The 21623-nt window shown below is 75.1% G+C and carries 18 protein-coding genes; 12 read left to right on the forward strand and 6 right to left on the reverse strand.

Features of this window, described 5'->3' with window-relative positions; genetic code table 11:
- Positions 1 to 105: 105 nt before the first annotated feature.
- Both serA and ACFQ8Y_RS17245 read right to left on the reverse strand, forming a co-directional pair.
- Entirely contained in the window at positions 106 to 1344 is a 1239-nt protein-coding gene (gene serA, locus ACFQ8Y_RS17240; RefSeq protein ID WP_430563426.1) for a phosphoglycerate dehydrogenase, read from the reverse strand.
- A 69-nt stretch (positions 1345 to 1413) separates the two neighbouring features.
- Positions 1414 to 3723, reverse strand: a complete 2310-nt coding sequence (locus ACFQ8Y_RS17245) for a HelD family protein (RefSeq protein WP_430563425.1) — start codon at positions 3721 to 3723, stop codon at positions 1414 to 1416.
- A gap of 169 nt (positions 3724 to 3892) precedes the next feature.
- Between ACFQ8Y_RS17245 and ACFQ8Y_RS17250 the strand changes: the two genes are divergently transcribed.
- The 5 genes from ACFQ8Y_RS17250 to ACFQ8Y_RS17270 all read left to right on the forward strand — a co-directional run bounded on the left by ACFQ8Y_RS17250 (position 3893) and on the right by ACFQ8Y_RS17270 (position 8539).
- Positions 3893 to 5332: a PP2C family protein-serine/threonine phosphatase gene (locus ACFQ8Y_RS17250; RefSeq protein WP_430552300.1), complete on the forward strand. Its 1440-nt coding sequence runs from the start codon at positions 3893 to 3895 to the stop codon at positions 5330 to 5332.
- On the forward strand, positions 5329 to 6540 hold the full coding sequence (locus tag ACFQ8Y_RS17255; RefSeq protein ID WP_430563424.1) for an ATP-binding protein: 1212 nt from the start codon (positions 5329 to 5331) through the stop codon (positions 6538 to 6540). Before ACFQ8Y_RS17250 ends, ACFQ8Y_RS17255 begins: the two co-directional genes overlap by 4 nt.
- Positions 6541 to 6630: 90 nt before the next feature.
- Positions 6631 to 7071, forward strand: coding sequence for a response regulator (locus tag ACFQ8Y_RS17260; RefSeq protein WP_430552298.1), 441 nt, complete (start codon positions 6631 to 6633; stop codon positions 7069 to 7071).
- A 102-nt stretch (positions 7072 to 7173) separates the two neighbouring features.
- Positions 7174 to 8112 carry a proteasome assembly chaperone family protein gene (locus tag ACFQ8Y_RS17265; RefSeq protein WP_430552297.1) on the forward strand — a complete coding sequence of 313 codons (939 nt, stop codon included), beginning with the start codon at positions 7174 to 7176 and terminating at the stop codon, positions 8110 to 8112.
- Between the two features lie 223 nt (positions 8113 to 8335).
- Positions 8336 to 8539: a cold-shock protein gene (locus tag ACFQ8Y_RS17270; RefSeq protein ID WP_430552296.1), complete on the forward strand. Its 204-nt coding sequence runs from the start codon at positions 8336 to 8338 to the stop codon at positions 8537 to 8539.
- Positions 8540 to 8661: 122 nt separating this feature from the next.
- Here the strand turns inward: ACFQ8Y_RS17270 and ACFQ8Y_RS17275 are convergent, their stop codons facing one another.
- Complete coding sequence (locus ACFQ8Y_RS17275; protein WP_430586248.1) at positions 8662 to 9456, reverse strand: spermidine synthase; 795 nt, start codon at positions 9454 to 9456, stop codon at positions 8662 to 8664.
- Positions 9457 to 9770: 314 nt separating this feature from the next.
- Between ACFQ8Y_RS17275 and ACFQ8Y_RS17280 the strand changes: the two genes are divergently transcribed.
- The 3 genes from ACFQ8Y_RS17280 to ACFQ8Y_RS17290 are packed head-to-tail and all read left to right on the forward strand — an operon-like array spanning position 9771 to position 11907.
- Positions 9771 to 10166, forward strand: coding sequence for an SAV_6107 family HEPN domain-containing protein (locus ACFQ8Y_RS17280; protein ID WP_430586249.1), 396 nt, complete (start codon positions 9771 to 9773; stop codon positions 10164 to 10166).
- Positions 10163 to 11440 carry a DNA polymerase IV gene (locus tag ACFQ8Y_RS17285; RefSeq protein WP_430586250.1) on the forward strand — a complete coding sequence of 426 codons (1278 nt, stop codon included), beginning with the start codon at positions 10163 to 10165 and terminating at the stop codon, positions 11438 to 11440. The genes ACFQ8Y_RS17280 and ACFQ8Y_RS17285 overlap by 4 nt, the downstream gene beginning before the upstream one ends.
- A 38-nt stretch (positions 11441 to 11478) precedes the next feature.
- Complete coding sequence (locus ACFQ8Y_RS17290; RefSeq protein ID WP_430552292.1) at positions 11479 to 11907, forward strand: DUF3040 domain-containing protein; 429 nt, start codon at positions 11479 to 11481, stop codon at positions 11905 to 11907.
- Between the two features lie 135 nt (positions 11908 to 12042).
- Here ACFQ8Y_RS17290 and ACFQ8Y_RS17295 read toward each other — a convergent pair whose 3' ends face one another.
- Genes ACFQ8Y_RS17295 through ACFQ8Y_RS17305 form a run of 3 tightly spaced genes read right to left on the reverse strand, consistent with a single transcriptional unit; the run spans position 12043 to position 16822 of the window.
- Positions 12043 to 14277: a transglutaminaseTgpA domain-containing protein gene (locus ACFQ8Y_RS17295; protein WP_430586251.1), complete on the reverse strand. Its 2235-nt coding sequence runs from the start codon at positions 14275 to 14277 to the stop codon at positions 12043 to 12045.
- A complete protein-coding gene (locus tag ACFQ8Y_RS17300; RefSeq protein ID WP_430586252.1) occupies positions 14274 to 15701 on the reverse strand; it encodes a DUF58 domain-containing protein in 1428 nt (475 codons plus the stop codon). The genes ACFQ8Y_RS17295 and ACFQ8Y_RS17300 overlap by 4 nt, the downstream gene beginning before the upstream one ends.
- A gap of 8 nt (positions 15702 to 15709) precedes the next feature.
- On the reverse strand, positions 15710 to 16822 hold the full coding sequence (locus ACFQ8Y_RS17305; protein ID WP_430586253.1) for an AAA family ATPase: 1113 nt from the start codon (positions 16820 to 16822) through the stop codon (positions 15710 to 15712).
- 393 nt (positions 16823 to 17215) lie between these two features.
- Between ACFQ8Y_RS17305 and mraZ the strand changes: the two genes are divergently transcribed.
- The 4 genes from mraZ to ACFQ8Y_RS17325 all read left to right on the forward strand — a co-directional run bounded on the left by mraZ (position 17216) and on the right by ACFQ8Y_RS17325 (position 21552).
- Complete coding sequence (mraZ, locus tag ACFQ8Y_RS17310; RefSeq protein ID WP_429762671.1) at positions 17216 to 17650, forward strand: division/cell wall cluster transcriptional repressor MraZ; 435 nt, start codon at positions 17216 to 17218, stop codon at positions 17648 to 17650.
- A gap of 271 nt (positions 17651 to 17921) precedes the next feature.
- Positions 17922 to 18989 carry a 16S rRNA (cytosine(1402)-N(4))-methyltransferase RsmH gene (gene rsmH / locus ACFQ8Y_RS17315; protein ID WP_430552288.1) on the forward strand — a complete coding sequence of 356 codons (1068 nt, stop codon included), beginning with the start codon at positions 17922 to 17924 and terminating at the stop codon, positions 18987 to 18989.
- Positions 18986 to 19417, forward strand: coding sequence for a hypothetical protein (locus ACFQ8Y_RS17320; RefSeq protein WP_430552287.1), 432 nt, complete (start codon positions 18986 to 18988; stop codon positions 19415 to 19417). Before rsmH ends, ACFQ8Y_RS17320 begins: the two co-directional genes overlap by 4 nt.
- 407 nt (positions 19418 to 19824) lie before the next feature.
- The gene (locus tag ACFQ8Y_RS17325; protein ID WP_430552286.1) at positions 19825 to 21552 is read left to right on the forward strand and encodes a peptidoglycan D,D-transpeptidase FtsI family protein; all 1728 of its coding nucleotides are present in this window, start codon (positions 19825 to 19827) and stop codon (positions 21550 to 21552) included.
- Positions 21553 to 21623: the final 71 nt, after the last annotated feature.

Here is a 21623-nt window from a genome sequence, read left to right on the forward strand (position 1 = left end):
GGCCTCCCCTCCGGCCGCGGCCTCCCTCCGCCACCAGCCGCCGGGGCCCCCCCCCTACCCCGGGCCCCCCCCTCCCCGCTTCGTCGGCGCGGTCGCCGTGCCGCGTCAGCCTGCCGCGGGACCGGGCGGGAACTCGGGCCGCTCGAACGCGTCGCGGATGCGCAGGCGGATGGTCGAGTCCATGGCCTGCAGCTTGGCCGACGCGCCACGCTGCGTGACGTCCGAGATGTCGGTCACCACGTAGCCGATCTCACCGCGGGTGGCGAGCATCTGCGCCTCGATGTTGGCGCCGTGGTCGGCGAAGACCTGGTTCACGCGGGCGAGGACACCGGGCACGTTGCGGTGCAGCAGCATGATGCGGCCGACTCCCGTGTGCGCGAGCTGGAGGTTCGGGAGGTTCACCGACAGGGTCGTGGACCCGGTCGACATGAAGTCCCGCAGCTTCTTGGACACGAACTCGCCGATCGCCTCCTGGGCCTCCTCCGTCGAGCCTCCGACGTGCGGGGTGAGGATGACGTTCGGCAGCCCGCGCAGCGGCGACGTGAAGCCGTCGCCGCGCTTTTTCGGCTCGGTCGGGAAGACGTCGACGGCCGCGCCGCCGAGGTGACCGGAGAGGATGTGCTCCCGCAGCGCCTCGACGTCCACGACGAAGCCGCGCGACAGGTTGAGGAAGACCGCGCCGGGCTTCATGCCGGCGAACAGGTCCGCCCCGAAGAGGCCGGCGTTCCCCGGCCGACCGTCCACGTGGATCGTCACCGCGTCGGCCTCGGCGAGCAGCTCCTCGATCGTCTCGACGCGGTGCGCGTTGCCGAGGGCGAGCTTCTCGGCGGTGTCGTAGAAGACGACCCGCATGCCGAGGTTCTCGGCGAGCACCGACAGCTGGGAGCCGATGTTCCCGTAGCCGATGATGCCCAGCGTCCGGCCCCGCACCTCGTGCGAGCCCTCCGCCGTCTTGTCCCAGACGCCGTCGTGCAGCGCCTTGTCGCGCACCGTGAGGCGGCGCGTCAGGGCGATGATCTCCGAGATCGCGAGCTCGACGACGGAGCGCGTGTTCGAGTACGGCGCGTTGAACACGGCGACGCCGTGGGCCGCGGCGGCGTCGAGGTCGATCTGGTTGGTGCCGATGGAGAAGGTGCCGACGGCCTGCAGGCCGGGGACGCTCTGGAGGACCTTGCGGGTCACGGTGGTCTTGGACCGGATGCCGAGGATCTGGAAGTCCTGGAGGGACTCGATCAGCTCGGACTCGTCGAGCGCGCCGGGGCGCGTGACGACCTCGATACCCGCATCACGAAGATTCTGGGCAGCGACGGGGTGGACGTTCTCGAGAAGGAGGGCTCGCAGCACGAGGCCATGGTGCGCTGTGCGGGCCCGCGCCCACAAACGCGTCTCACCGTTGCGGCGTCACGTCCGGTGTCACGCGGCGGCGAGCTCCACGATGCCGGTGGGCAGGGCGCGCTCGTGCACGACGACGAGGCGCTGGGTGGGGCGGGTCATCGCGACGTACAGGTCCGACGCCCCGCCGGGCCCCTCGGTCACGGCCGCCGGCTCGACGAGCACGACGGCGTCGAACTCCAGCCCCTTGGCCGCGCGCGGGTCGAGCACGCTCACCTGGGCGTCCTCCGGTCGCTGGGCGAGCAGTCGCGCCCCCTCGTCCGCCCCGAGCGCGTCCGGCAGGACGGACTCGACGGCGACCCGGAGCGCCTCGACCTGGTCGGCGGCGGCCACCACGGCCACGCGGCCCGCGCCGTCTGCCCCGACGAAGCTGGCCGCGAGGGAGGCGACCTGGTCCACGACCTCCTGCACCAGCACCGGGCGCGCCGGTCCCGACGGGGTGACGGGGGTGAGCTCCAGCGCGTCGTCGACCTGGCGGGCGGCGGTGAGCGGCGAGACGGGGAGCGCGGCCTCGGCGGCCATCCGCTGCGCGGCGTCCGCGACCGCGGCCGGGGTGCGGTAGGAGACGGTCAGCTCCTCGAGCCGCCAGGAGTCGCCGAGCACCGGGTCGAGCGCGCGGGCCCACGACCGGGCGCCGGCGGGCGACGACGTCTGCGCGACGTCGCCGACGATCGTCATCGAGCGCGTGGGCACGCGGCGCACCAGCATCCGCCACGCCATGGGCGACAGCTCCTGCGCCTCGTCGACGACCACGTGGCCGTACGTCCAGGTGCGGTCCTCCGCGGCGCGCTCCGCCGTCGTCAGCCGCGGCCCCGTGGACTCGAACCGGGAGGCCAGCGTCTCGGCGTCCACCAGCCCGCCGCCCGCGCCGGTGGACTCGAGCACGGACCGGGCGTACTCCAGCTCCGCGGCGCGCTCGGCGGCGCGTGCCCGGGCCTCCGCGCGGGCGATCGAGCCGTCCTCGCCGAGCAGCTCGGCGGCCTCGTCGAGCAGGGGCACGTCGGCCTCGGTCCAGGGCGCGTCCGGGTCGCGACGCAGCGCCGCTCGCTCGCTCGCGGACAGCTCGGGGGCGGCCTCCGCCAGCCGGTGCGGCTTGGCGAAGAGGTCGGCGAGCAGCTTCTCCGGGCTGATCGGGAACCAGGCCAGGTTGAGCGCGACCCGCACGTCCCGGTGGGAGCGCAGGTCCTCGGTGACCATCGCGACGTCCTCGGGAGCGAGCTCGGTGTCGGCCGCGGCGCGGTACTGGTCCACGAGGCGGGCGAGCATGTCGCGGACGAAGGCGGCGCGGGCCTCGTTGTGGGGCTTGTGCGTGCGACGGGCGCGGCCGATCGCGTCGCGCACGTCCCGGCGGCGCACGACGAGGTCGTACCCCTCGAGACGGAAGCGGACGTCCCGCTCCGGGACGCGCTCGCGGGCGCGCACGGCGCGGCGCACGACGTCCCGCCACAGCAGGCGGCCCTTGATCGCGGTGGCCGCGGGGGTGTCCGCCACGTCCGCCCGGATCCCGGGAAGCAGCTCGCCCACCGTGGTCGCGACGACCCCCGTCTCGCCCAGCGAGGGCAGCACCTGGTCGATGTACCGCAGAAAGGCGCGGCTCGGCCCCACGAGCAGGACGCCGCTGCGCTCGAGCACGCGCCGGTGCGCGTACAGGAGGTAGGCGGCGCGGTGCAGGGCGACGGCGGTCTTGCCGGTGCCGGGTCCCCCCTGCACGACGAGCGCGCCGGCGAGGTCGGCGCGGATGATCCGGTCCTGCTCGGACTGGATCGTCGCGACGATGTCGGTCATGCGGCCCGTGCGGCGCGCGGCCAGCGAGGCGAGGAGGGCTCCCTCGCCGGAGAGGGTCGACGCGGCGAGGGAGCCGTCGGCACCCTCGGCCCCGTCCGCCAGGGCGTCGAGGTCGAGCACCTCGTCCTCGAGCCCGGTGACCGTGCGTCCCGTCGTCACCAGGTGCCGACGACGGCGGACGCCGGCCGGGTGGAGGGCCGTGGCCCGGTAGAACGGCGTCGCGGCGGGCGCCCTCCAGTCCGTGAGCAGCGACCGGTGCTCGGCGTCCGCGAGACCGAGGCGGCCCACGTACCGGGTGTCGCCGTCGTCGAGGTCGAGGCGACCGAACGCGAGCCGGTCCTCGACGGCGTCCAGCTGCGCCACCCGGTCCTCGTAGAGGGTGGCGAAGGCGTCCCGCTCGCTCCGGTTCTGCGGCGACCCCGACGGTCCTGAGCGCCGGACCTCCGCGAGCCGGTCGCGCGTCGCGCGTCGCAGCTCGTCCAGTCGGGCGTAGAGGCCGTCGACGACCCCCTGCTCGCGTGCCAGCTCGTCCTGCCTGCCTGCCACGCATCCTCCCAGCGTCCTTCGGGCCGCGCTCTCACGACGGCGCGGTCCCGGCGGCGGACCATCATTGCAGATGCCGGGAGCACCCGGGCGCACCGTCCGGCGCCGGGCGGCGACGCGCCGGGCTCCCGGCACCTGCCCGGAGCGGGGGGCCGGGGCTAGGATCAGGCCCATGAGCAGCGGCGACGTCCTGCGAGCCGGGTCCGACGGACCCGCCGAGGACGCGGCCGCCACCGTTCTTCTCGTGGAGGACGACGACGGGGACGCGCTGCTCGTCACGGAGCTGCTCGAGGACGCCGAGGTCACGGTCGTGCTGCGTCGGGCCCGGTCCGTGGCGGAGGCGGTGGACGCCCTCTCACGGCCCGGCGGGACCCCGGGGGTCGACTGCGTCCTGCTCGACCTCGGGCTGCCGGACGCCGTCGGGCTGACGGCGGTGTCGCGGCTGCGCGAGGTCGCCGAGCGCGTGCACGACGTCCCCGCGCTCGTGGTGCTCACGGGCCTGACCGGCGGCGACCAGGGGCTGCAGGCGGTGGCCGCGGGGGCCGACGACTACCTCGTCAAGGGCGAGACGGACTCCGGGCTGCTCGGCCGGTCGCTGCGCTACGCGCTCCAGCGGCGCCGGTCCGCGGCCCAGCAGCGCGCGCTGTACCGCAGCGCGGTGCGGGCGGAGGAGACCGCGCGGCTCGAGCGCGCCCTGCTGCCCAAGCCTCTCGTGGGCGACGAGCGCATCTCCGTGATGGTCGGCTACCTGCCGGGCGGCGGGGGCCTGCTCGGAGGCGACTTCTTCGACACCGTGGAACGGCCCGACGGCTCCGTGCTGTCCGTCGTGGGCGACGTCGCCGGCCACGGCCCCGACGAGGCGGCGCTCGGGGCGACCCTGCGCACCGCCTGGCGCACCCTCGTCCTCACCGGGACGCCGCCCGAGCACGTCCTCGAGCACCTGGAGCGCGTGCTGCTGACCGAGCGGGCCCGGCCGGAGGTCTTCGTCACGCTGTGCCAGGTGGTGGTCGCCCCGGACCGTTCCGGGATCGACCTCTACCTGGCGGGCCACCTGCCGCCGCTGCTCATCACCGGGCCGGTGGGAGACCTGCGCTGCGAGCTGCTGCCGCCCACCGGCAGGGGCCGGGCGCTCGGCGTCCCCGTCGACGGCGGGTGGGAACCGCGGCGGATCGGCCTCGACGGGCCGTTCGCCCTCATGCTCTACACCGACGGGCTCGTGGAGGCGGAGGTGCGCCTCGGTGCACCCGGCCCCGACCCGACGAGCGGCCGGCCGGCCGGCACGGTGATCGACCCGGAGCTGGACGGGCTCGGCCGGGACGCCCTCGGTCTCGCCGAGCTGCACGGGGAACGGCCCGCGCGCGTGGGCCCGCTGCGGGCGCGGGTGCCCCGGCTCGGGCAGTCCGGGCTGCACGACCTGGTGCGCGAGGACCTCGAGCGGCACGGCATCGTCGGCGTGGTCGAGCGGGTGCTGCGCAACGTGCGCGCGCTGCACGGCGGCCCGCTCACCGACGACGCGGCGCTGCTCGTCGTCGGGTGGACCGGGCACGACACGCCGTACCTGGGGGAGCGGTCCTCGACCCTCGCTGACTCGGCCGAGTGGGCGCGCCCGTGAGGCGCGAACGCCCGCTCCACGACGTCGTCCTGCGGCTGCTGCTCATCGTCGGCGCGGTGCTGCTGCTCGCGCTCGCCGTCGCGCTCGTCGCGATCCAGCGCTCGCTGGTGCTGCTGCGGGTGGGCGCAGGCGACGAGGCCATGGACGCGGCCCACGCGTGGAACCTCACCCTGCTGGTCGTGGTGATCGTGCTCGTGCTGCTCGTGGTCGTCATGGGTCTGTTCATGTGGCGCGCCCTGCAGCGCGGCGTGACCCGTCCCCTGGCACGGCTCGCCGACTCGGTGCGCGCCGCCAGCACGGGCGAGCACGAGCACGAGATCCAGGTGGAGGGCACCGGCGAGGTCGCGGCGCTCGCGGCCGACGTTGAGCACATGCGCCGCGAGCTGGTGCAGCAGGTGGCGGAGGTGCGCGCGTCGCACGCCGAGACCGAGCGCACCCACGCCCAGCTCGCGGAGCAGGCGCGCGAGCTGGCCCGCTCCAACCAGGAGCTGGAGCGCTCGAACCGCGACCTCGAGCAGTTCGCCTACGTGGCCTCGCACGACCTGCAGGAGCCGCTGCGCAAGGTGGCGAGCTTCACCCAGCTGCTCCAGAAGCGCTACGGCGAGCAGCTGGACGAGCGGGCCGACCAGTACATCGCCTTCGCCGTCGACGGCGCGCGCCGCATGCAGCGGCTCATCCAGGACCTGCTGAGCTTCTCGCGGGTCGGGCGCTCGGGCAGCGAGCCCGAGGACGTCGACCTCGAGCGGGCGCTCGAGCAGGTGCGGCACGACCAGGAGGGCCGGATCCTCGAGGCGGGTGCGGAGATCACGCACGACCCGCTGCCGGTCGTGCGCGGGGAGAAGGCGCTGCTGACGATGCTGCTGGCGAACGTCGTGGGGAACGCCGTGAAGTTCCGGGACCCCGAGCGCCCGCCGCGCGTGCACCTGTCGGCGCGGCGGGTCACGGGGCCGGAGCCCGGCTGGGAGCTGTCCTGCACCGACAACGGGATCGGCATCGACCCCCAGTACGCCGAGCGCGTCTTCGTCATCTTCCAGCGGCTGCACCCCAAGGACGTCTACTCGGGCACCGGCATCGGGCTCTCGCTGGTCAAGCGCGTGGTCGAGCACCACGGCGGGCGCGTCTGGCTGGAGCCCGCGCCGAGCGGCGGGACGTCGGTGCGATGGACCCTGCCGGACCGCGACGAGGCGTCGGACGGCATCGTCGGTTAGGCTCGGTAGACGTCGCTGACCTGCGACGATGCTGCAGATGGAATGGCAGGGGCACGCCCCGACCGGGCGTTCGACGACGAGGGAGCGGGCATGACGGACCAGCAGACGGGGATCGAGGTCCTGCTCGTCGAGGACGACCCGGGCGACGTGCTCATGACCCGCGAGGCGTTCGAGGAGCACAAGGTCGCCAACCGGTTGTCCGTGGTGGCGGACGGCGTGAGCGCGATGGCCTTCCTGCGCAAGGAGGGCGAGCACGCCCAGGCGCCGACGCCGGACCTCATCCTGCTGGACCTCAACCTGCCGCGCATGGACGGCCGCGAGGTGCTCGCGGCGGTCAAGGCCGACGAGCGGCTGAAGCACATCCCCGTCGTCGTGCTCACGACGTCCGAGGCGGAGGAGGACGTGCTGCGGTCCTACTCGCTGCACGCGAACGCCTACGTGACGAAGCCCGTGGACTTCGACCGGTTCATCCAGGTGGTCCGACAGATCGACGACTTCTTCGTCACCGTGGTGCGGCTGCCGCACCACTGATCGGGGCCGGCGGGGCGCGGGAAGGATCCGGGGCGCGGCACGGTTGTCACTCCTGCGGGCGCGAGCCCGCCGGCACGAGCCGGAGAACCGAGGAGGAGACCCTTGCTGGACCCGCAGAGCATCTACGAGGTCGACGAGGCCGCCGTTGCGCGCGTCCTGCCCCACCAGGGGCCCGACGCGGCGCCGACCGGTACCGGACCCGTGCTGCTGCACGCGCTCGACGGTTTCGTCGACGCGGGCTCCGCGGGGGAGATCGCCGTGGAGCACGTCACCGAGGAGCTGACGACCACGCGCCTGGTGACCTTCGACGTCGACCAGCTCCTCGACTACCGCTCGAAGCGGGTCGGGATGACGTTCGACGCCGACCGATGGTCCGCCTACGACGAGCCCTACCTCGCGATCGACCACGTCGCCGACCGCGAGGGCACCGGCTTCCTGCTGCTGCACGGCTCGGAGCCCGACCTGCAGTGGGAGCGGGTCGTGGCGGCCGTGAAGGGACTGGCCGAGCGCTTCGAGGTCTCCCTGACGGTCGGCTTCCACGGGATCCCCATGGGGGTGCCGCACACGCGGCCGCTGTCGCTCACGGCGCACGGCACGCGTCCGGGCCTGGTCGAGGACTACACCTCGTTCTTCGGCACCGTGCGGGTGCCCGGCTCGCTCGCCGCGCTCCTGGAGTACCGCCTCGGCGAGGCGGGGCACGACGCGATCGGCTTCACCGTGCACGTGCCGCACTACCTCGCGCAGTCCCGCTACGCGCCGGCGGCGGTCGTCGCGCTGCGGCACGTGGAGCGCGCCACGGGCCTGGACCTCGCGACGGGCCTGCTCGCGGAGGCCGCGGCGGACGCGACGATCGAGGTCGAGAAGCAGGTGGGGGAGTCGGGCGAGGTCAAGGCCGTCGTCAAGGCGCTCGAGGAGCAGTACGACGCCTTCACGAGGTCGGTGGGGCGGCCGAGCCTCCTCGCCGAGCAGGCCCCCCTGCCCACGGCCGACGAGCTCGGCGCCGAGTTCGAGCGCTTCCTGGCCCAGCAGGACGACGACTGACCCGGACGCCCCCGGGTGCCGCTCGTCCGCGGTGCGCACTCCGCCCGTCCCGAATGGCCGATGCGCGGCTTCCGCGGCTTATCCGTGGCACGTCGGTGTGGTCCGTGCCACACTGACCGCGTTGCAGAGGCGCTCCTTCGCACGAACCGGCGGTGCGGCCTGCAGCGACGGGTGGCCGCCCGGCCCGCTCGTGCCCGTTGTGACGGAAGGTCGAAGGATCAGCATGGCGCAAGGTTCTGTGAAGTGGTTCAACTCGGAGAAGGGCTTCGGCTTCATCGCGCAGGACGACGGCGGCGCCGACGTCTTCGTGCACTACTCCGCGATCCAGACGCAGGGATACCGCACCCTCGACGAGGCCCAGCGGGTCGAGTTCGAGATCACCCAGGGCCCCAAGGGGCCGCAGGCGGAGCAGGTCGTGCCGCTCTGAGCACCCGGCTCGCCTGACGACGGCCGCGTCCCCGGGAGGGGCGCGGCCGTCGTCGTGCCGGGCGCGACCGGCGCTCGCCAGGTGCTCGCCCTGTCGCCCGAACAGTGCTCGACCGGCGGACGTCAGGCCCCGGCGAACCTCGTGAGCTCGTCACCGACGAGGAGGCGGGTCGGGACGGGCAGGCTGCGCAGCCGTCGCGCGAGGCCGGCGTCGTGCAGGTCCACCACCTCGCCGGTGTCGTCGGGCGCGGCCCGCACCGCGACGAGCACCACGTTGCCGTACCGGCGGCCCTTGAGGACGGCGTGCTCCGCGACGACCCCGAGCCGGCCGTCGGCAGCCGCGCCCGGTCCGAACGCGGCGGCGAGCGTGGCGGTCTCCCGGCGCGCGAGCGACAACGGCGGGCGGTCCGCGCAGTTCGCGAGCAGGACGCCGCCGGGGCGCAGCACCCGGTGCGCGGCCGCGGCGAACGCGTCGTCGGCCAGGTGGTCGGGCGTGCGGTCGCCCGCGAAGACGTCGCGCACGACGACGTCGAACGAGCCCGGCGCCAGCGACGCGAGGGCGTGGCCGGCGTCGTCGGCCCGCAGCCGGAGCCGGGGCGAGCGCGGCAGCGCGAACCAGGACCGCACGAGCTCGAGGAGGCGGGCGTCGACGTCGACGCCCAGCTGGCGCGAGTCCGGTCGCTCGTGCTCGACGTGCCGCGCGAGGGCGCACCCCGCCGCCCCGAGGTGCAGCACCCGCAGCGGGCCGTCGGGCAGCCCCGCCAGCACGGCGGCCATCTGCTGCATGTACTCGAAGGCGAGGAAGCCGGGGTCGGCCAGGTCGAGGGCGGAGCTCGGCACGCCGTTGACGTGCAGCGTCACGCGGTCGGGGTGGTCCGGGTCGCGCTCGACGCGTGCCGTGCCGGTGTCGATCGGCACCTCCTCGTCGGGGAGTGTCGGTGCGTCGGAGGATGCTGGGTGGCGTCGACCGGACCGGCGCTCGGGGCGCGATCCACCTCGGGAGGAGCGGGACATGCGACCAGTCTCCCCGCTCCGGAGGGTGGGGAGGGCCCGGGCCGGCGGTTGACAGGTTCGAACAGGTGTTCGACACTGGACGGGCGCGGGGAACCGCGGAGCACGGGAGGTGCAGGATGTCGGCTCGCACGAGATCTGCCGGTGCGACGGGCGGTCGTGGTCAGGCGGGCCGAGCAGGTCATGGCGGCGCGGGCGCGGCGCTGCCCCCGAGCCCCGAGGTGACCCGGCTGCTCGACCGCTCCGACGCGGAGCTCGCGGCGGCCGCGACGGCGACGGACCCGGCCGAGCGCTTCGTGCACGCCCACCTGGCGGCGCTGCGGGCGGCCGCCGCCGTCGTCGCGCTGCGCGGCCGCCCGTCGGCCCGGAGCCGGGCGCGTTCGGTCTGGGACATGCTGGCCCTCGTGGAGCCCGACCTCGCCGCGTGGTCGGGCTACTTCGCCTCCGGGGCCCGTGTCCGGGCGGCGGTCGAGGCGGGGCTCGAGCCCGACGTCGACGCCCGGCGGGCGGCCGAGATCGTGGCGTGCGCGGAGGACTTCCGGGACGAGGTCGGCCTCCTGGTCGACCCGGGCGCCGGGTTCGCGCGACCGCTCGCCCTCACGCCGGCGGCGTCGTGAGCCGCGGCCCACGGGCAGCGGGGGCGTTCCGGGACTGGGGCAGCGACGAGTCCGGCACCTCCGTGCTGCACGTCGACATGGACGCCTTCTTCGCGTCCTGCGAGCTCGCCCGCCGCCCCGAGCTGCGCGGTCGTCCCGTCATCGTCGGGGGGCGGGAGCGGGGCGTGGTGCTCGCGGCGACCTACGAGGCCCGGGCCTTCGGGGTGCGCTCCGCGATGTCGATGGCCGCGGGACTGCGCCTGTGCCCGCAGGCCGTCGTGGTGCCGGCCGACCACACGCTGTACCACGAGGTGTCCGAGTCGGTGATGGCGATCCTTGCCACGATCACCCCGTTGGTCGAGCGCGTCTCGGTCGACGAGGCCTTCCTGGACGTGAGCGGGGCCCGGCGCCGGCTGGGCGCGCCGACGGCGATCGGGGCGCGGCTGCGCGAGCAGGTCCGGGCCGAGCACGGGATCACCTGCTCCGTCGGGGTCGCGCGCAACAAGTTCGTGGCCAAGCTGGCGTCCACCCACGCGAAGCCGGACGGGATGATGCTCGTGCCGGCGGACGCGACCGTGCCCTTCCTGCGGACGCTGCCGGTCGGTGCGCTCTGGGGGGTGGGTGAGAAGACGGAGGCCGCCCTGGCGCGCTGGGGCATCACGACCGTCGCCCAGCTCGCGGACACCGACGTGCCGACGCTGCAGGCGGCGGTCGGGTCGGTCTCCGGGGCGCACCTGCACGACCTCGCGTGGGGGCGTGACCCGAGGCCGGTCGTCCCGGGGCACGAGGAGCGCAGCGTCGGGGCCGAGACGACGTTCGAGCGTGACCTGTGGGACCTCCGCGCGGTGGAGCAGCGTGTCCTCGAGCTCGCGGACCGGGTCGCGGCCCGGCTGCGGCACCAGGGCGTGGTCGCGCGGACGGTGTCGATCAAGGTCCGCACCAGCGACTTCCGGACCCTGACCCGGTCCCGCACCCTCGACGGCCCCACGGACGTGGCGCGCGCGATCTTCCTGGTCGCGCGCGAGCTGCTGGGTGCGGCGGACCTCCGCGGTCTGCCCGTGCGCCTGGTCGGCGTCCGCGGTGAGAACCTGCAGGTCAGGTCCGGTCTCGCCGAGCAGGTGACCCTCGACGAGGCCGTGGATCCGCGTCAGGAGGCGCGTCGGGAGGCCGAGCTGGCGCTGGACGCCGTACGCGAGCGGTTCGGGCGATCCGCGATCAGCCTCGGTGCGGCGCCGGGCCGTCGCCGAGGTTCACCCCCGCCGACTACCATGCCGGGCGGCTCAGGCATATCCTGAGGGCGTTACCGTTCCACCGCGAGACCCGGGGGGACTCGATGCCACTGTCCGAGTACGAGCAGCGAGTGCTGGAGCAGATGGAGCGCGCGCTGAGCAGCGACGATCCCCGTCTGGCCAACACCCTGCAGCAGGCGCGCCGCCGGTCGCCCCTGCGCTATGTCCTGGCCGGCGTAGGAGTCGTCGCAGGGTTGCTGCTGCTCGTGGTCGGTGCCGCGACGTCGCAGGCCTGGGTCGGAGTCGCCGGCTTCGTGCTGATGTTCGCCGGGGTGGCGTACGCGTTCGCGGCTCCCCGCAAGAAGGGCCCGACGGGAGTCGTCCGGCCGGACGGGACGATCGACCCCCAGACCAACCCCGATCGCTCGCGCCCCGGGCAGACGGCGACCCGTCCCAGCACGGCCGCCAAGAAGGAGGGGTTCCTCGCGAGGCTGGAGGAGCGCTGGGAGCGCCGACGGGACCAGGGCCGCTGAGGTCCGGAGCGTCACGCTCGACCGAGCCCGCCCCGCTCTTCCCGAGCGGGGCGGGCTCGTGCGTTCACACCGTGGGCCACCCGCGCGACACGCCCCGCCCGCGACCCGCACGCGCCCCCGACGCGGCCGCAGCGGTCAGCGCGTCGACAGGGTCTCGCCGAGCCCAGAGGTCACCGCCGTCGCGAGCCGTTCGAGCTCGTCGGGCTCGGGTGGCACGGACTCTCTCGCGTACCGGCTCGCCTCGGCCGCCCGCGCGAGCGCGCCGAGGTCCTCGCGCACCTCGGGGCTGAGCTCGCGGCCGGTCCGGGTGGTCACGGCGGACGCGATGGCGTCCGGGGCACGGCGCAGCGTCGTGGCGGGCGGCAGCCGGACGCCCTCGGCGGCGAGCGCGGCGAGCACCTGCTGCCAGGCGAGCTCGGGGTCGAGCTCCAGCGAGGCGCGCCGCCGCCTGGCCAGGAGCAGCACGAGGCCGCCCACCAGGACGACGACGAGGCTGCCTGCCGTGATCCACACCCATCCGGGGAGGCCGGTGTCGACGACGGGCGTGACCGCGGCGGCGGTCGAGGCCGAGGGCGTCGCCTCGTCGTCGGTCGAGGTGCTCCCCGCCGAGGGCTGCCGCTCGCGGAGGTCGTTCGACGTGGGCACCGCGGCCGGGTCGCCCTGGACGCGCGGCATCGTGTACGCGGGCGGGCTCCCGGTCTGCTGGGCGGGCGTCGGCTCGAAACGCACCCACCCCGTGCCGGGGAAGTAGATCTCCGGCCAGGCGTGCGAGTCCTGGCCCGTGATCTGCCAGGTGGTCTCGCCGGTGCGGTCGCCGGGCAGGTACCCGACCGCCAGGCGCGCGGGGATGCCGAGCGACCGCGCCATGACCACCATGGTCGTCGCGAACTGGATGCAGTAGCCCGTGCGGTGCTGCAGGAAGTCCCAGACGGGGTCTCCCGTGCCGCCGCGGGGGATGGTCGTCGAGTAGGTGAAGCGGGTGGGGTCGCGCAGCCAGCGCTGGAGGGCGACCGCCTGGTCGTAGGCGGTGTCGGCCTCGCCCACGGCTTCGCGCGCGGCGGCCTCGACGTCTCCCGCGTGCGCCGTGTCGGGGACCTGGGTGTAGACCTCGTCGAGGTCGGCCGCGGGTGCCTCCCGGAGGGCGGCGGGGTCGAGGTCCCGCTCGTGCACGGTGAGGGTGTAGGAGTCGCCCGCCGCCGTCAGCCCACCGACCACCTCGTCCCGGGCGGGGTCGTAGCCCCACCCGCCGCCGTCCGTGGCCACCTGGCGAGGGTCGATGCTGATGGGCAGCTTGTCGTCGCGGAGCTCGCCGACGTCGAGGGCGACGCTGCGGACGTCGCCGCCCGACGGCGGGTCGTCGGGCCACAGGACGTCGCGTTCGGCGAACTCGCGGCCGCCGCGCTCGTCGCCGCGCTGCCACCGGCGCCCGTCGAAGGCCGTGGCGGTGTAGCTGCGCAGCGGACCGACGTCCGCCTCGGAGCCGGTGTCGTAGGACAGCACGACGGAGCGGGACCGTTCGGTCAGGCTCCGCAGGATGTCGAGGTCCTCGGCGAGGCGGATGGTGTCGCCCGTGGTCGTGAAGGTGCGGTACCAGCCCGCGGGACCTCCGGGGAGCGCGGCGGACGCGGTTCCGACGAGGCCGGCGACGACGGCGAGGACGACGGCGCCGGCGGTCGTCGCGACGGCGCGGGACCGCTCGGCGCGCCGCACCGGCGCGGGCGTGCGCTCGGCCCGTCTCGTCCGCGCGACCAGGGGACCGTCGAGGGTGAGGAGCAGCAGCAGGGCCGTGACGGTCACGACGAACACGCCCCACGGCACTCGTCCCGTGAGCACGAGCGGCGGGGCCCAGAGGGCGAGGAGCGGCAGGCCGACCGCCGCGGGGCGGCGCAGCGCGCCCGCCAGCGCGTCGGCGAGCAGGAGCACGAGCAGCGTGCCGCCGACGGTGAGCAGCCCCATGGGGACGCTCCCCGTCACGGGGGCGACCTCCGACCGGGCGATCTCACCGGCCTCGCCGAGCCGGGCCACGACGCGTGCCACGTGCTCCGGGGTGACCAGGAAGGTGGGATCGGCGGTGGGGCCGCCGTACCGCGCGAGGACGAACCAGGCGGCCACGACGCCGCCCAGCACGCTGGGCCATGCGGAGCCCGACTCCTTGGTGCGCAGCCCCCGGGCGCGGGCCCGTCGCTCGATCACCACCCGGGAGGTGACCGTCGTCGCGCTGACGAGGACGATGCCGAGGAGGGCCGCGCGCGTCCAGCCGCCCGGGAGCACGATGCTCGAGAGCGAGAGCATCGACGCGGCGACCGCCACGGCGACCAGGACCCCGGAGGCGATGGTGCGGGCCGTCGGGCCCGCGTGGGCGGGGATCATGCCGCCCCCTCGGCGAGGAGCGCCCAGGCGCGGTCGGGCGCCGTGCCCGGGGGGCAGGTGGCCACGCGCCAGCCGGCGGCGCGCAGCGCGCCGACCGTGACTCCCGCCGTGCCTCCCGCCGTGCCACCCGCCGGCGTCGGACCCGCGCCCGGGGCGTCGGCCGGCGCCACGACGAGCGCCCAGCAGATGCCCTCGACGCCGAGCTCGGCCATCTCGCGCAGCGCGGTCTCCGCCTGGGGGCCCAGCACGGCGACGACGATCTCCTCCTGCGAGCGCGAGGCGCGCAGGGCGCGGACCGTCTGCAGGACGGCGCGCTCGGCGTCGGCGGACCCGCGGTGCCCGCGCAGGTCGACGGTCCCGTCCAGGATCGTCGCGCGGCCGGTGCGTGCGCCCGCCGCGAAGGGCACGGGCGCGGGGCCGGAACCGGTGGGCACCAGCCGCGCGGGGTGGCCCGCGTCGAGGAACGAGGTGGCGACCGAGGCGGCCAGCTCGACGGCGAGCTCGCCCTCCGCGTGCGTGCGGGAGCCGCGGGCGGACGGCCAGACGCCGGTGCGCGGGTCGACGGGCGGCGGCAGCAGCGACCGGTCGAACAGCACGGTCACGGGCCGCACGCCGGCGCTCTCGTCCGCCCGGACCATGAGCCGGCCCTGGCGCGCCGAGCCCGCCCAGTGCACCCGGCGAGGGTCGTCGCCGGAGACGTACTCGCGCAGGACGGAGTCGTCCGTGGACGCCAGCCGTGCGCCGGTGGCCGCCCGCTCGACGTCGCCGAGCACCCGCGTGCGCGTGGGCAGCCCGACGGTGCGGGGCCACACGGCGACCCGGGTCGGGGCGCCGAGCGGCTGCGTCGTGCGGACCAGCCCGAAGACGTCGGTGCGCGTGGTGAGCAGGGGGCCGAGGGCCCAACGGCCCCGGCGGGACGGGGTGAGCGCGTAGGAGACCGCGATGCGGTCCGCGTGCGCCGTCACCCGGGCGCGGATGCCGTGCGGCCCCGCCAGCTCGTGCGCGGCCTGCTCCGACAGCCGCAGCCGGGCCAGCCGCTCGTAGGCCGCGCCCGTGCGCGCGCGGGCTCCGACGACCAGGCGCACCGCTGCGGTCTGGTCCCGCACGACGGGGTTCGGCGTGAGCTCGCGCGTGACCACGAGCGCCCCGCGACCGGCGTCGAGGCGTTGCACCCCCATCAGCACCCAGGAGAGGAGGACGGCCAGGACGGCCGCGGCGCCGAGGCCCACGACGTCGGGCAGGTCGAGCAGGGTGCCGACGGTCGCGAGCACCAGGCCCGCGACGAGCAGGGCCAGACCGCGGCGGGTGGGCCGGACGCGGACGACCCGTCGCAGCGCCGGGTGCCGGGTGTCGTGCGGGCCGCCCTTCCCGGCCCTGCGCTCGGTGGTGGCCGGGACCGCGCCGGACTCGTCGTCGCCGGACATGGTCGGTCCTACCGGCCGCGTTCGCGGGAGGGCCGCGCGAACGACCCCGCGGGCGGGGCGACCGCGACGCGGACGCCGGGCACGGCGGTGCGCTGCACGATCTCCTCGATGACGTCCTCGGGCGTCACGCCGCCGAGCCGCGCCTCCGTGCTGAGGATGAGGCGGTGGGCCAGGACCGCGACGGCGAGGGACTGCACGTCGTCGGGCAGCACGTGCTCGCGGCCCGCCATGGCGGCCGCGGCCTTGGCGGCGCGCAGCAGCTGGAGCGAGGCCCGCGGCGACGCGCCGAGCCGGACCCCCTCGTGCTGCCGCGTCGCGCCCACGAGGTCGAGCACGTACTGCTTGACGGGTCCCGCGGCGTAGACGGCGCGTACCGCACGGGCGTACCGCACCATGTCGGCGCCGGTGGTGACGGGGGACAGGTGGTCCAGGGGATCGGCGGACTCCTGGCGGTCGAGCATCTGCAGCTCGGCGTCCGTGTCCGGGTAGCCGACGGTGAGCCGGGCCATGAACCGGTCGCGCTGCGCCTCGGGCAGCGGGTACGTGCCCTCCATCTCCACCGGGTTCTGCGTCGCGACGACGAGGAACGGCCGCGGCAGCGTGTGCGTGGTGCCGTCGATCGTCGTCTGGCCCTCCTCCATGCACTCGAGGAGCGCGGACTGCGTCTTGGGCGAGGCGCGGTTGATCTCGTCGCCGATCACCACGTTGTTGAACACCGGTCCGGGCCGGAACTCGAAGTCGTGCGTGGCCGTGCGGAAGATGTTCACGCCGGTGAGGTCGCTCGGGAGCAGGTCGGGGGTGAACTGGATGCGGCCCACGCGGCAGTCGATGCTGCGGGCGAGGGCCTTCGCGAGCGTCGTCTTGCCGACGCCGGGGACGTCCTCGATCAGGAGGTGACCCTCGGCGAGCAGGACGGCGACGGTCACCTCGGCGAGGCCGGGCCGGCCCAAGACCACGGAGTCGACCGCCTCCCGCACCCGCGTGGTGGCGGCGACGAGCTCGTCGAGATCCCTGGCCAGGGCGTCGAGGTCGGCCCCCGTCGAGGGGGTGGCGCCGTCCCTGCGGTCCTCCGTCTCCGTGCGTGCGCCGGCGAGCGTGGGGGAGACGGGTTCTGGGTGCACGGGTGACCTCCGGTTCACGTGCTCGTGACGGTTCTCGCAGCCTAGTGGAATCGGGGCCGGACGTGACGACGATCACCCGCTCCACCGCCCTCCACGACGCCCCCCGCGGGCGGTGGGCGCGTGCCCGCGGCGCCTGCCTGACCCGGAGGTGCGCCTCGTGCGACACGCGTCGGAGGGCTCCTGCTCCACCGCCCTCCACCGGCGCCCCGTTCCCGCCCGACGCGCTGACCTGCGGCGATGTGTGGGGACTGTGGGGGGAGGGGGTGAGATGGGGAGAACTGCCCATCGTTGGCCGCGCCCGGTGGAGGAAAGTGGAGTAGCGTGGAGGCTGCGGGAGCGCGAGGGGAGGTGCGAGCCGTGGCAGGTCTGGAGGACACGTTTCCGGGGGCCGGGCTGCTGCTCGGCACCTACACCCCCAAGCTCGACGAGAAGGGCCGGCTCATCCTCCCCGCGAAGTTCCGTGCCCGACTCGCTCCCGGCCTCGTCATGACGAGGGGACAGGAGCGCTGCCTCTTCCTCCTCCCGATGGACGAGTTCGGCCGCATGTACGAGCAGGTGCGGCAGGCCCCCGTGACCAGCCGACAGGCGCGCGACTACCTGCGCGTGTTCCTGTCGGGTGCCAGCGACGAGCTGCCGGACAAGCAGGGGCGGGTCGTCATCCCGGCCGCCCTGCGCGCGTACGCCGGCCTCGACCGGGACGTCGCCGTGATCGGCGCCGGCACCCGCGTGGAGGTCTGGGACCGCACCACCTGGGAGACCTACCTGGCCGAGCAGGAGTCGTCGTACTCCGAGACGTCCGAGCAGATCTTCCCGGACCTGCAGTTCTGAACCAGCAGCACCGATGGACGACCAGCACCGATGGACGACCAGCACCGATGGACGACCGGCAGCACCCACAACCGCACAGCAGACGAGCAGCAGCAGGGCCCCGCACGACGAGGCCTCCTCCCGCGAGGGTCTGGCGCACTTCCCCGGCGCCAGAACGGCGCGGAGGGAGACCTGGCCGGGCGGGGCCCCGCCGACCACGTGGACCGAGCACGTGGACCGAGCACGACACGAGCAGGACGAGCACGAGACGAGCACGAGAGGAGAGGCACCGATGAGCACACCGGACGACGCGCGATCCGCGGGCGACCGCCACCTGCCCGTGCTGCTGCAGCGGTGCGTCGACCTCCTCGCTCCGGCGCTCACCGAGCCCGGGAGCGTGCTGGTCGACTGCACGCTGGGCATGGGCGGGCACACCGAGGCGGTGCTCGAGCAGGTTCCGACCGCCCGCGTGGTGGGGATCGACCGCGACACCCAGGCGCTGCGCCTCGCCGGCGAGCGGCTGGCCCGCTTCGGCGAGCGGTTCACCCCGGTCCACGCGGTCTACGACGAGATCGGTGAGGTCGTCGCGGAGCTCGGGCTGGACGGCGTGCAGGGCGTCCTCATGGACCTGGGGGTCTCGTCGCTGCAGCTCGACGAGGCGGGCCGGGGCTTCGCGTACGCCCAGGACGCGCCGCTCGACATGCGCATGGACCAGACCCGGGGTGCGACCGCGGCCGACGTCCTCAACACCTACGACGAGCGTGCCCTCGCCCGGGTGCTGCGCGAGTACGGCGAGGAGCGGTTCGCGCCGCGCATCGCCAGGGCGATCGTGCGGCGCCGCGAGGAGCGGCCGTGGGAGCGGACGGGCGAGCTCGCCGACCTGGTGCGCGCGTCCATCCCCGCCGCCGCGCGGCGCACGGGAGGCAACCCGTCGAAGCGGACGTTCCAGGCGCTGCGGATCGAGGTGAACGGCGAGCTCGAGGTGCTCGAGCGCGCCGTGCCCGCCGCGATCGAGGCGCTGGCCACGGGCGGGCGGATCGTCGTCGAGTCCTACCAGTCGCTGGAGGACCGGATCGTCAAGCGGGCCATCTCCCGCGGGACGACGTCGAGCGCCCCGGCCGGCCTGCCCGTCGAGCCGGAGACGCACAAGCCCTACCTCGAGGCCCTGACGCGGGGCGCGGAGGAGGCGGACGAGGCCGAGCTCGAGCGCAACCCGCGGGCGGCGTCGGTCCGCCTGCGGGCCGCCCGGCGCGTCCGTCCCACCCCCGACCACATGCGCTCGGCGGCGCCCGCCCGCCAGTCCACCCGCCACGCCACCCAGCAGCCTGCCCGCAAGCACACCAAGGAGGACCGCCGATGAGCGCCCTGCGTGCCCCCGCCACCCCCGGGACCCGTCCCGCCGCGGCGCCGCGTCGTGCCCCGCTCACCTCGCTGCCGGGCGGTGCCGCGGACCGCGGGCGCCGCCTCGACGCGGTCCGTGCGCCGCTCCAGGCGACGTCGGGCGTCCCGTTCCTCGTGCTGTGCGCGGTGATCCTCGTCGGCGCGCTCCTCGCGGCGCTGCTGCTCAACACGTCGATGGCGCGCGGCTCGTACGAGGCGTCGCGGCTCCAGGCCCAGGTCGGTCAGGTGGCGCAGGACGTCCAGACCCAGCAGGAGAAGCTGCGGGCCGCGGAGGCGTCGCTGGCGGAGCGCGCCACGAAGCTCGGCATGGTCCCGGCCGAGGACCCGACGATGATCAGCGTCGAGAAGCGCGCGAAGGTCGGGATCGGCGACACGGAGACGCCGTGACCGGGCGGACGCCGCCGGCGCGCGGCGGTGCACGGAGCGGTGGCGCGGGTGCGGGCTCGGGAGGCCGCTCGGCCGGCGGGCGCGCGACACGCCCGGGTCCGGCCCGCACGACCCGGACCCCGGCCCCGCAGACTCGAGGGGTGAGCACCTCCCGCACCACGAACGGCTCGACGCCGCGGTCGAACCCACGATCGACCCCACGATCGACGCCACGGTCGAACCCACGGTCGACGCCGAGCTCGTCGGGCCGTGGCACCACGCCCCGGTCCGGCTCGGGGCGTGGAGCCACGGCGGTCCGCTCCACGGGCCGGACGCCGGTGCGCGGCGGGGGCGCTCCGCCGCGCCCGCGGGGCGGGGCCGCGAGCCGGGGACGTCCGGGCGACCCCGGGCGACGGCAGCGGTGGATCATGGTCGTCGCGGCGCTCGTGCTCACCGTCTTCGTCGGCCGGCTGGTCCAGGTGCAGATCTTCCAGGGGCCGGCGCTCGCGGCGAAGGCGCAGGAGGCACGCACCACGCACGCGGTCGAGCTCGCGCACCGCGGCGACATCGTCGACACCAACGGACGCGTGCTCGCGACGTCCGTCGACCGGTACACGATCTCCGCCGACACCCTCGCCATCCAGGGGTTCCAGGGCGGCCAGCGGGTGGACACCGCCACTGGCAGGGCCGTGCAGGACGGCGCGCTCGGCATCGCTCAGCTCCTCGCGCCGATCCTCGACGCGCAGCCCGCGGAGCTCGCCGCGAAGCTCAACGGCGACGACCGGTACGTGATCCTCAAGCGCAACGCCGTGCCCGAGGTGCAGCGGGCGATCGCCAAGCTCGACCTCCAGGCCTACGTCCGCACCGAGCTCACCTCCCGCCGCACCTATCCGGCCGGCGTCGTCGCGGGCACCCTCGTCGGCTTCGTCGACCGCGACCAGGTGGGCCAGGGCGGGCTCGAGCGCGCCTACGAGGACGTGCTCGCGGGCGCCGACGGCAAGGTCACGTACGAGCGCGGGCGCGACGGCGTCCCGATCCCCAACTCGGAGCGGGACGCCACCGAGGCGGTCCCCGGCAGCAACGTGCAGCTCACGATCGACCTCGACGTCCAGTGGAAGGCGGAGGAGCTGCTCGACGACGCGGTCTCGAAGACCGGGGCGAAGTACGCCATGGCGGTCGTGGAGGACGTGCGCACGGGCCAGGTGCTCGCGGTGGCGGACTCGGGCGACGTCGACCCCAACGACCGGTCGACGTCCGCCGTGGCCAACGGCTCGCGTGCCGTGAAGGACGTCTTCGAGCCCGGCTCCACGGGCAAGGTGATCACGATGGCGGCGGCCCTCGAGGAGGGCTACTGGACGCCCGACAGCCAGTTCCGCGTGCCGTACCGGTACACCACGCCCAACGGCGAGTCGTTCAAGGACTCGCACGAGCACCCCGACCAGCAGCTGACGCTCGCCGGCGTGCTGGCCCACTCGTCGAACACGGGCACGGTGCAGATCGGCGAGAAGATCCCGCTGGACGTCCGCTACGACTACCTCGGCAAGTTCGGGTTCGGCCAGCCCACCGGCCTCGGCCTGCCGGGCGAGTCCGCGGGCATCCTGCCCTCGCAGCAGACGCTGGCGCACGACGCCCGCACCCCGTACACGATCCTGTTCGGGCAGGGCGTGGCCGTGAACGCGATGCAGGCGACGCAGGTCTTCTCGACGGTCGCGAACGGCGGCGTCCGGGTGGAGCCCAGCCTGGTGGCCGGCACCCGCGCGCCCGACGGCACCTTCACGCCCGCCGAGGCTCCCGAGACGGAGCGCGTGGTCTCGGAGAAGACCGCCGACTCGGTGATGCGGATGATGGAGTCGGTCGTGGGGGAGGAGGGCACCGCCGCCAACGCGCGGGTGCCCGGCTACCGCGTGGCCGGCAAGACCGGCACCGCCCAGATGTGGACGGGGGCCGGGACCACCTACATGGCGTCCTTCATCGGCGTCGCGCCCGCCGACGACCCGCGCTACACGGTGTCCGTCTTCCTGCGCAGCCCGCAGTCGTCGATCTACGGCGGCGTGGTGGCCGCGCCCGTCTTCAGCGACCTTATGGGGTACACGCTGCAGAAGATGGACGTGCCGCCCAGCTCGACGCCGTTCAAGCCCTACGACCTCACGTGGTGACCACGGGGCGCGCGCCCGGTGAGGACCGCCCGAGGTCCGTGACGGTTCTCATGCCGGGCGCCCTGGGTGCC

Origin of the sequence: Isoptericola sp. NPDC056605, assembly GCF_042792795.1 — a bacterium.
Taxonomy (GTDB): domain Bacteria; phylum Actinomycetota; class Actinomycetes; order Actinomycetales; family Cellulomonadaceae; genus Isoptericola.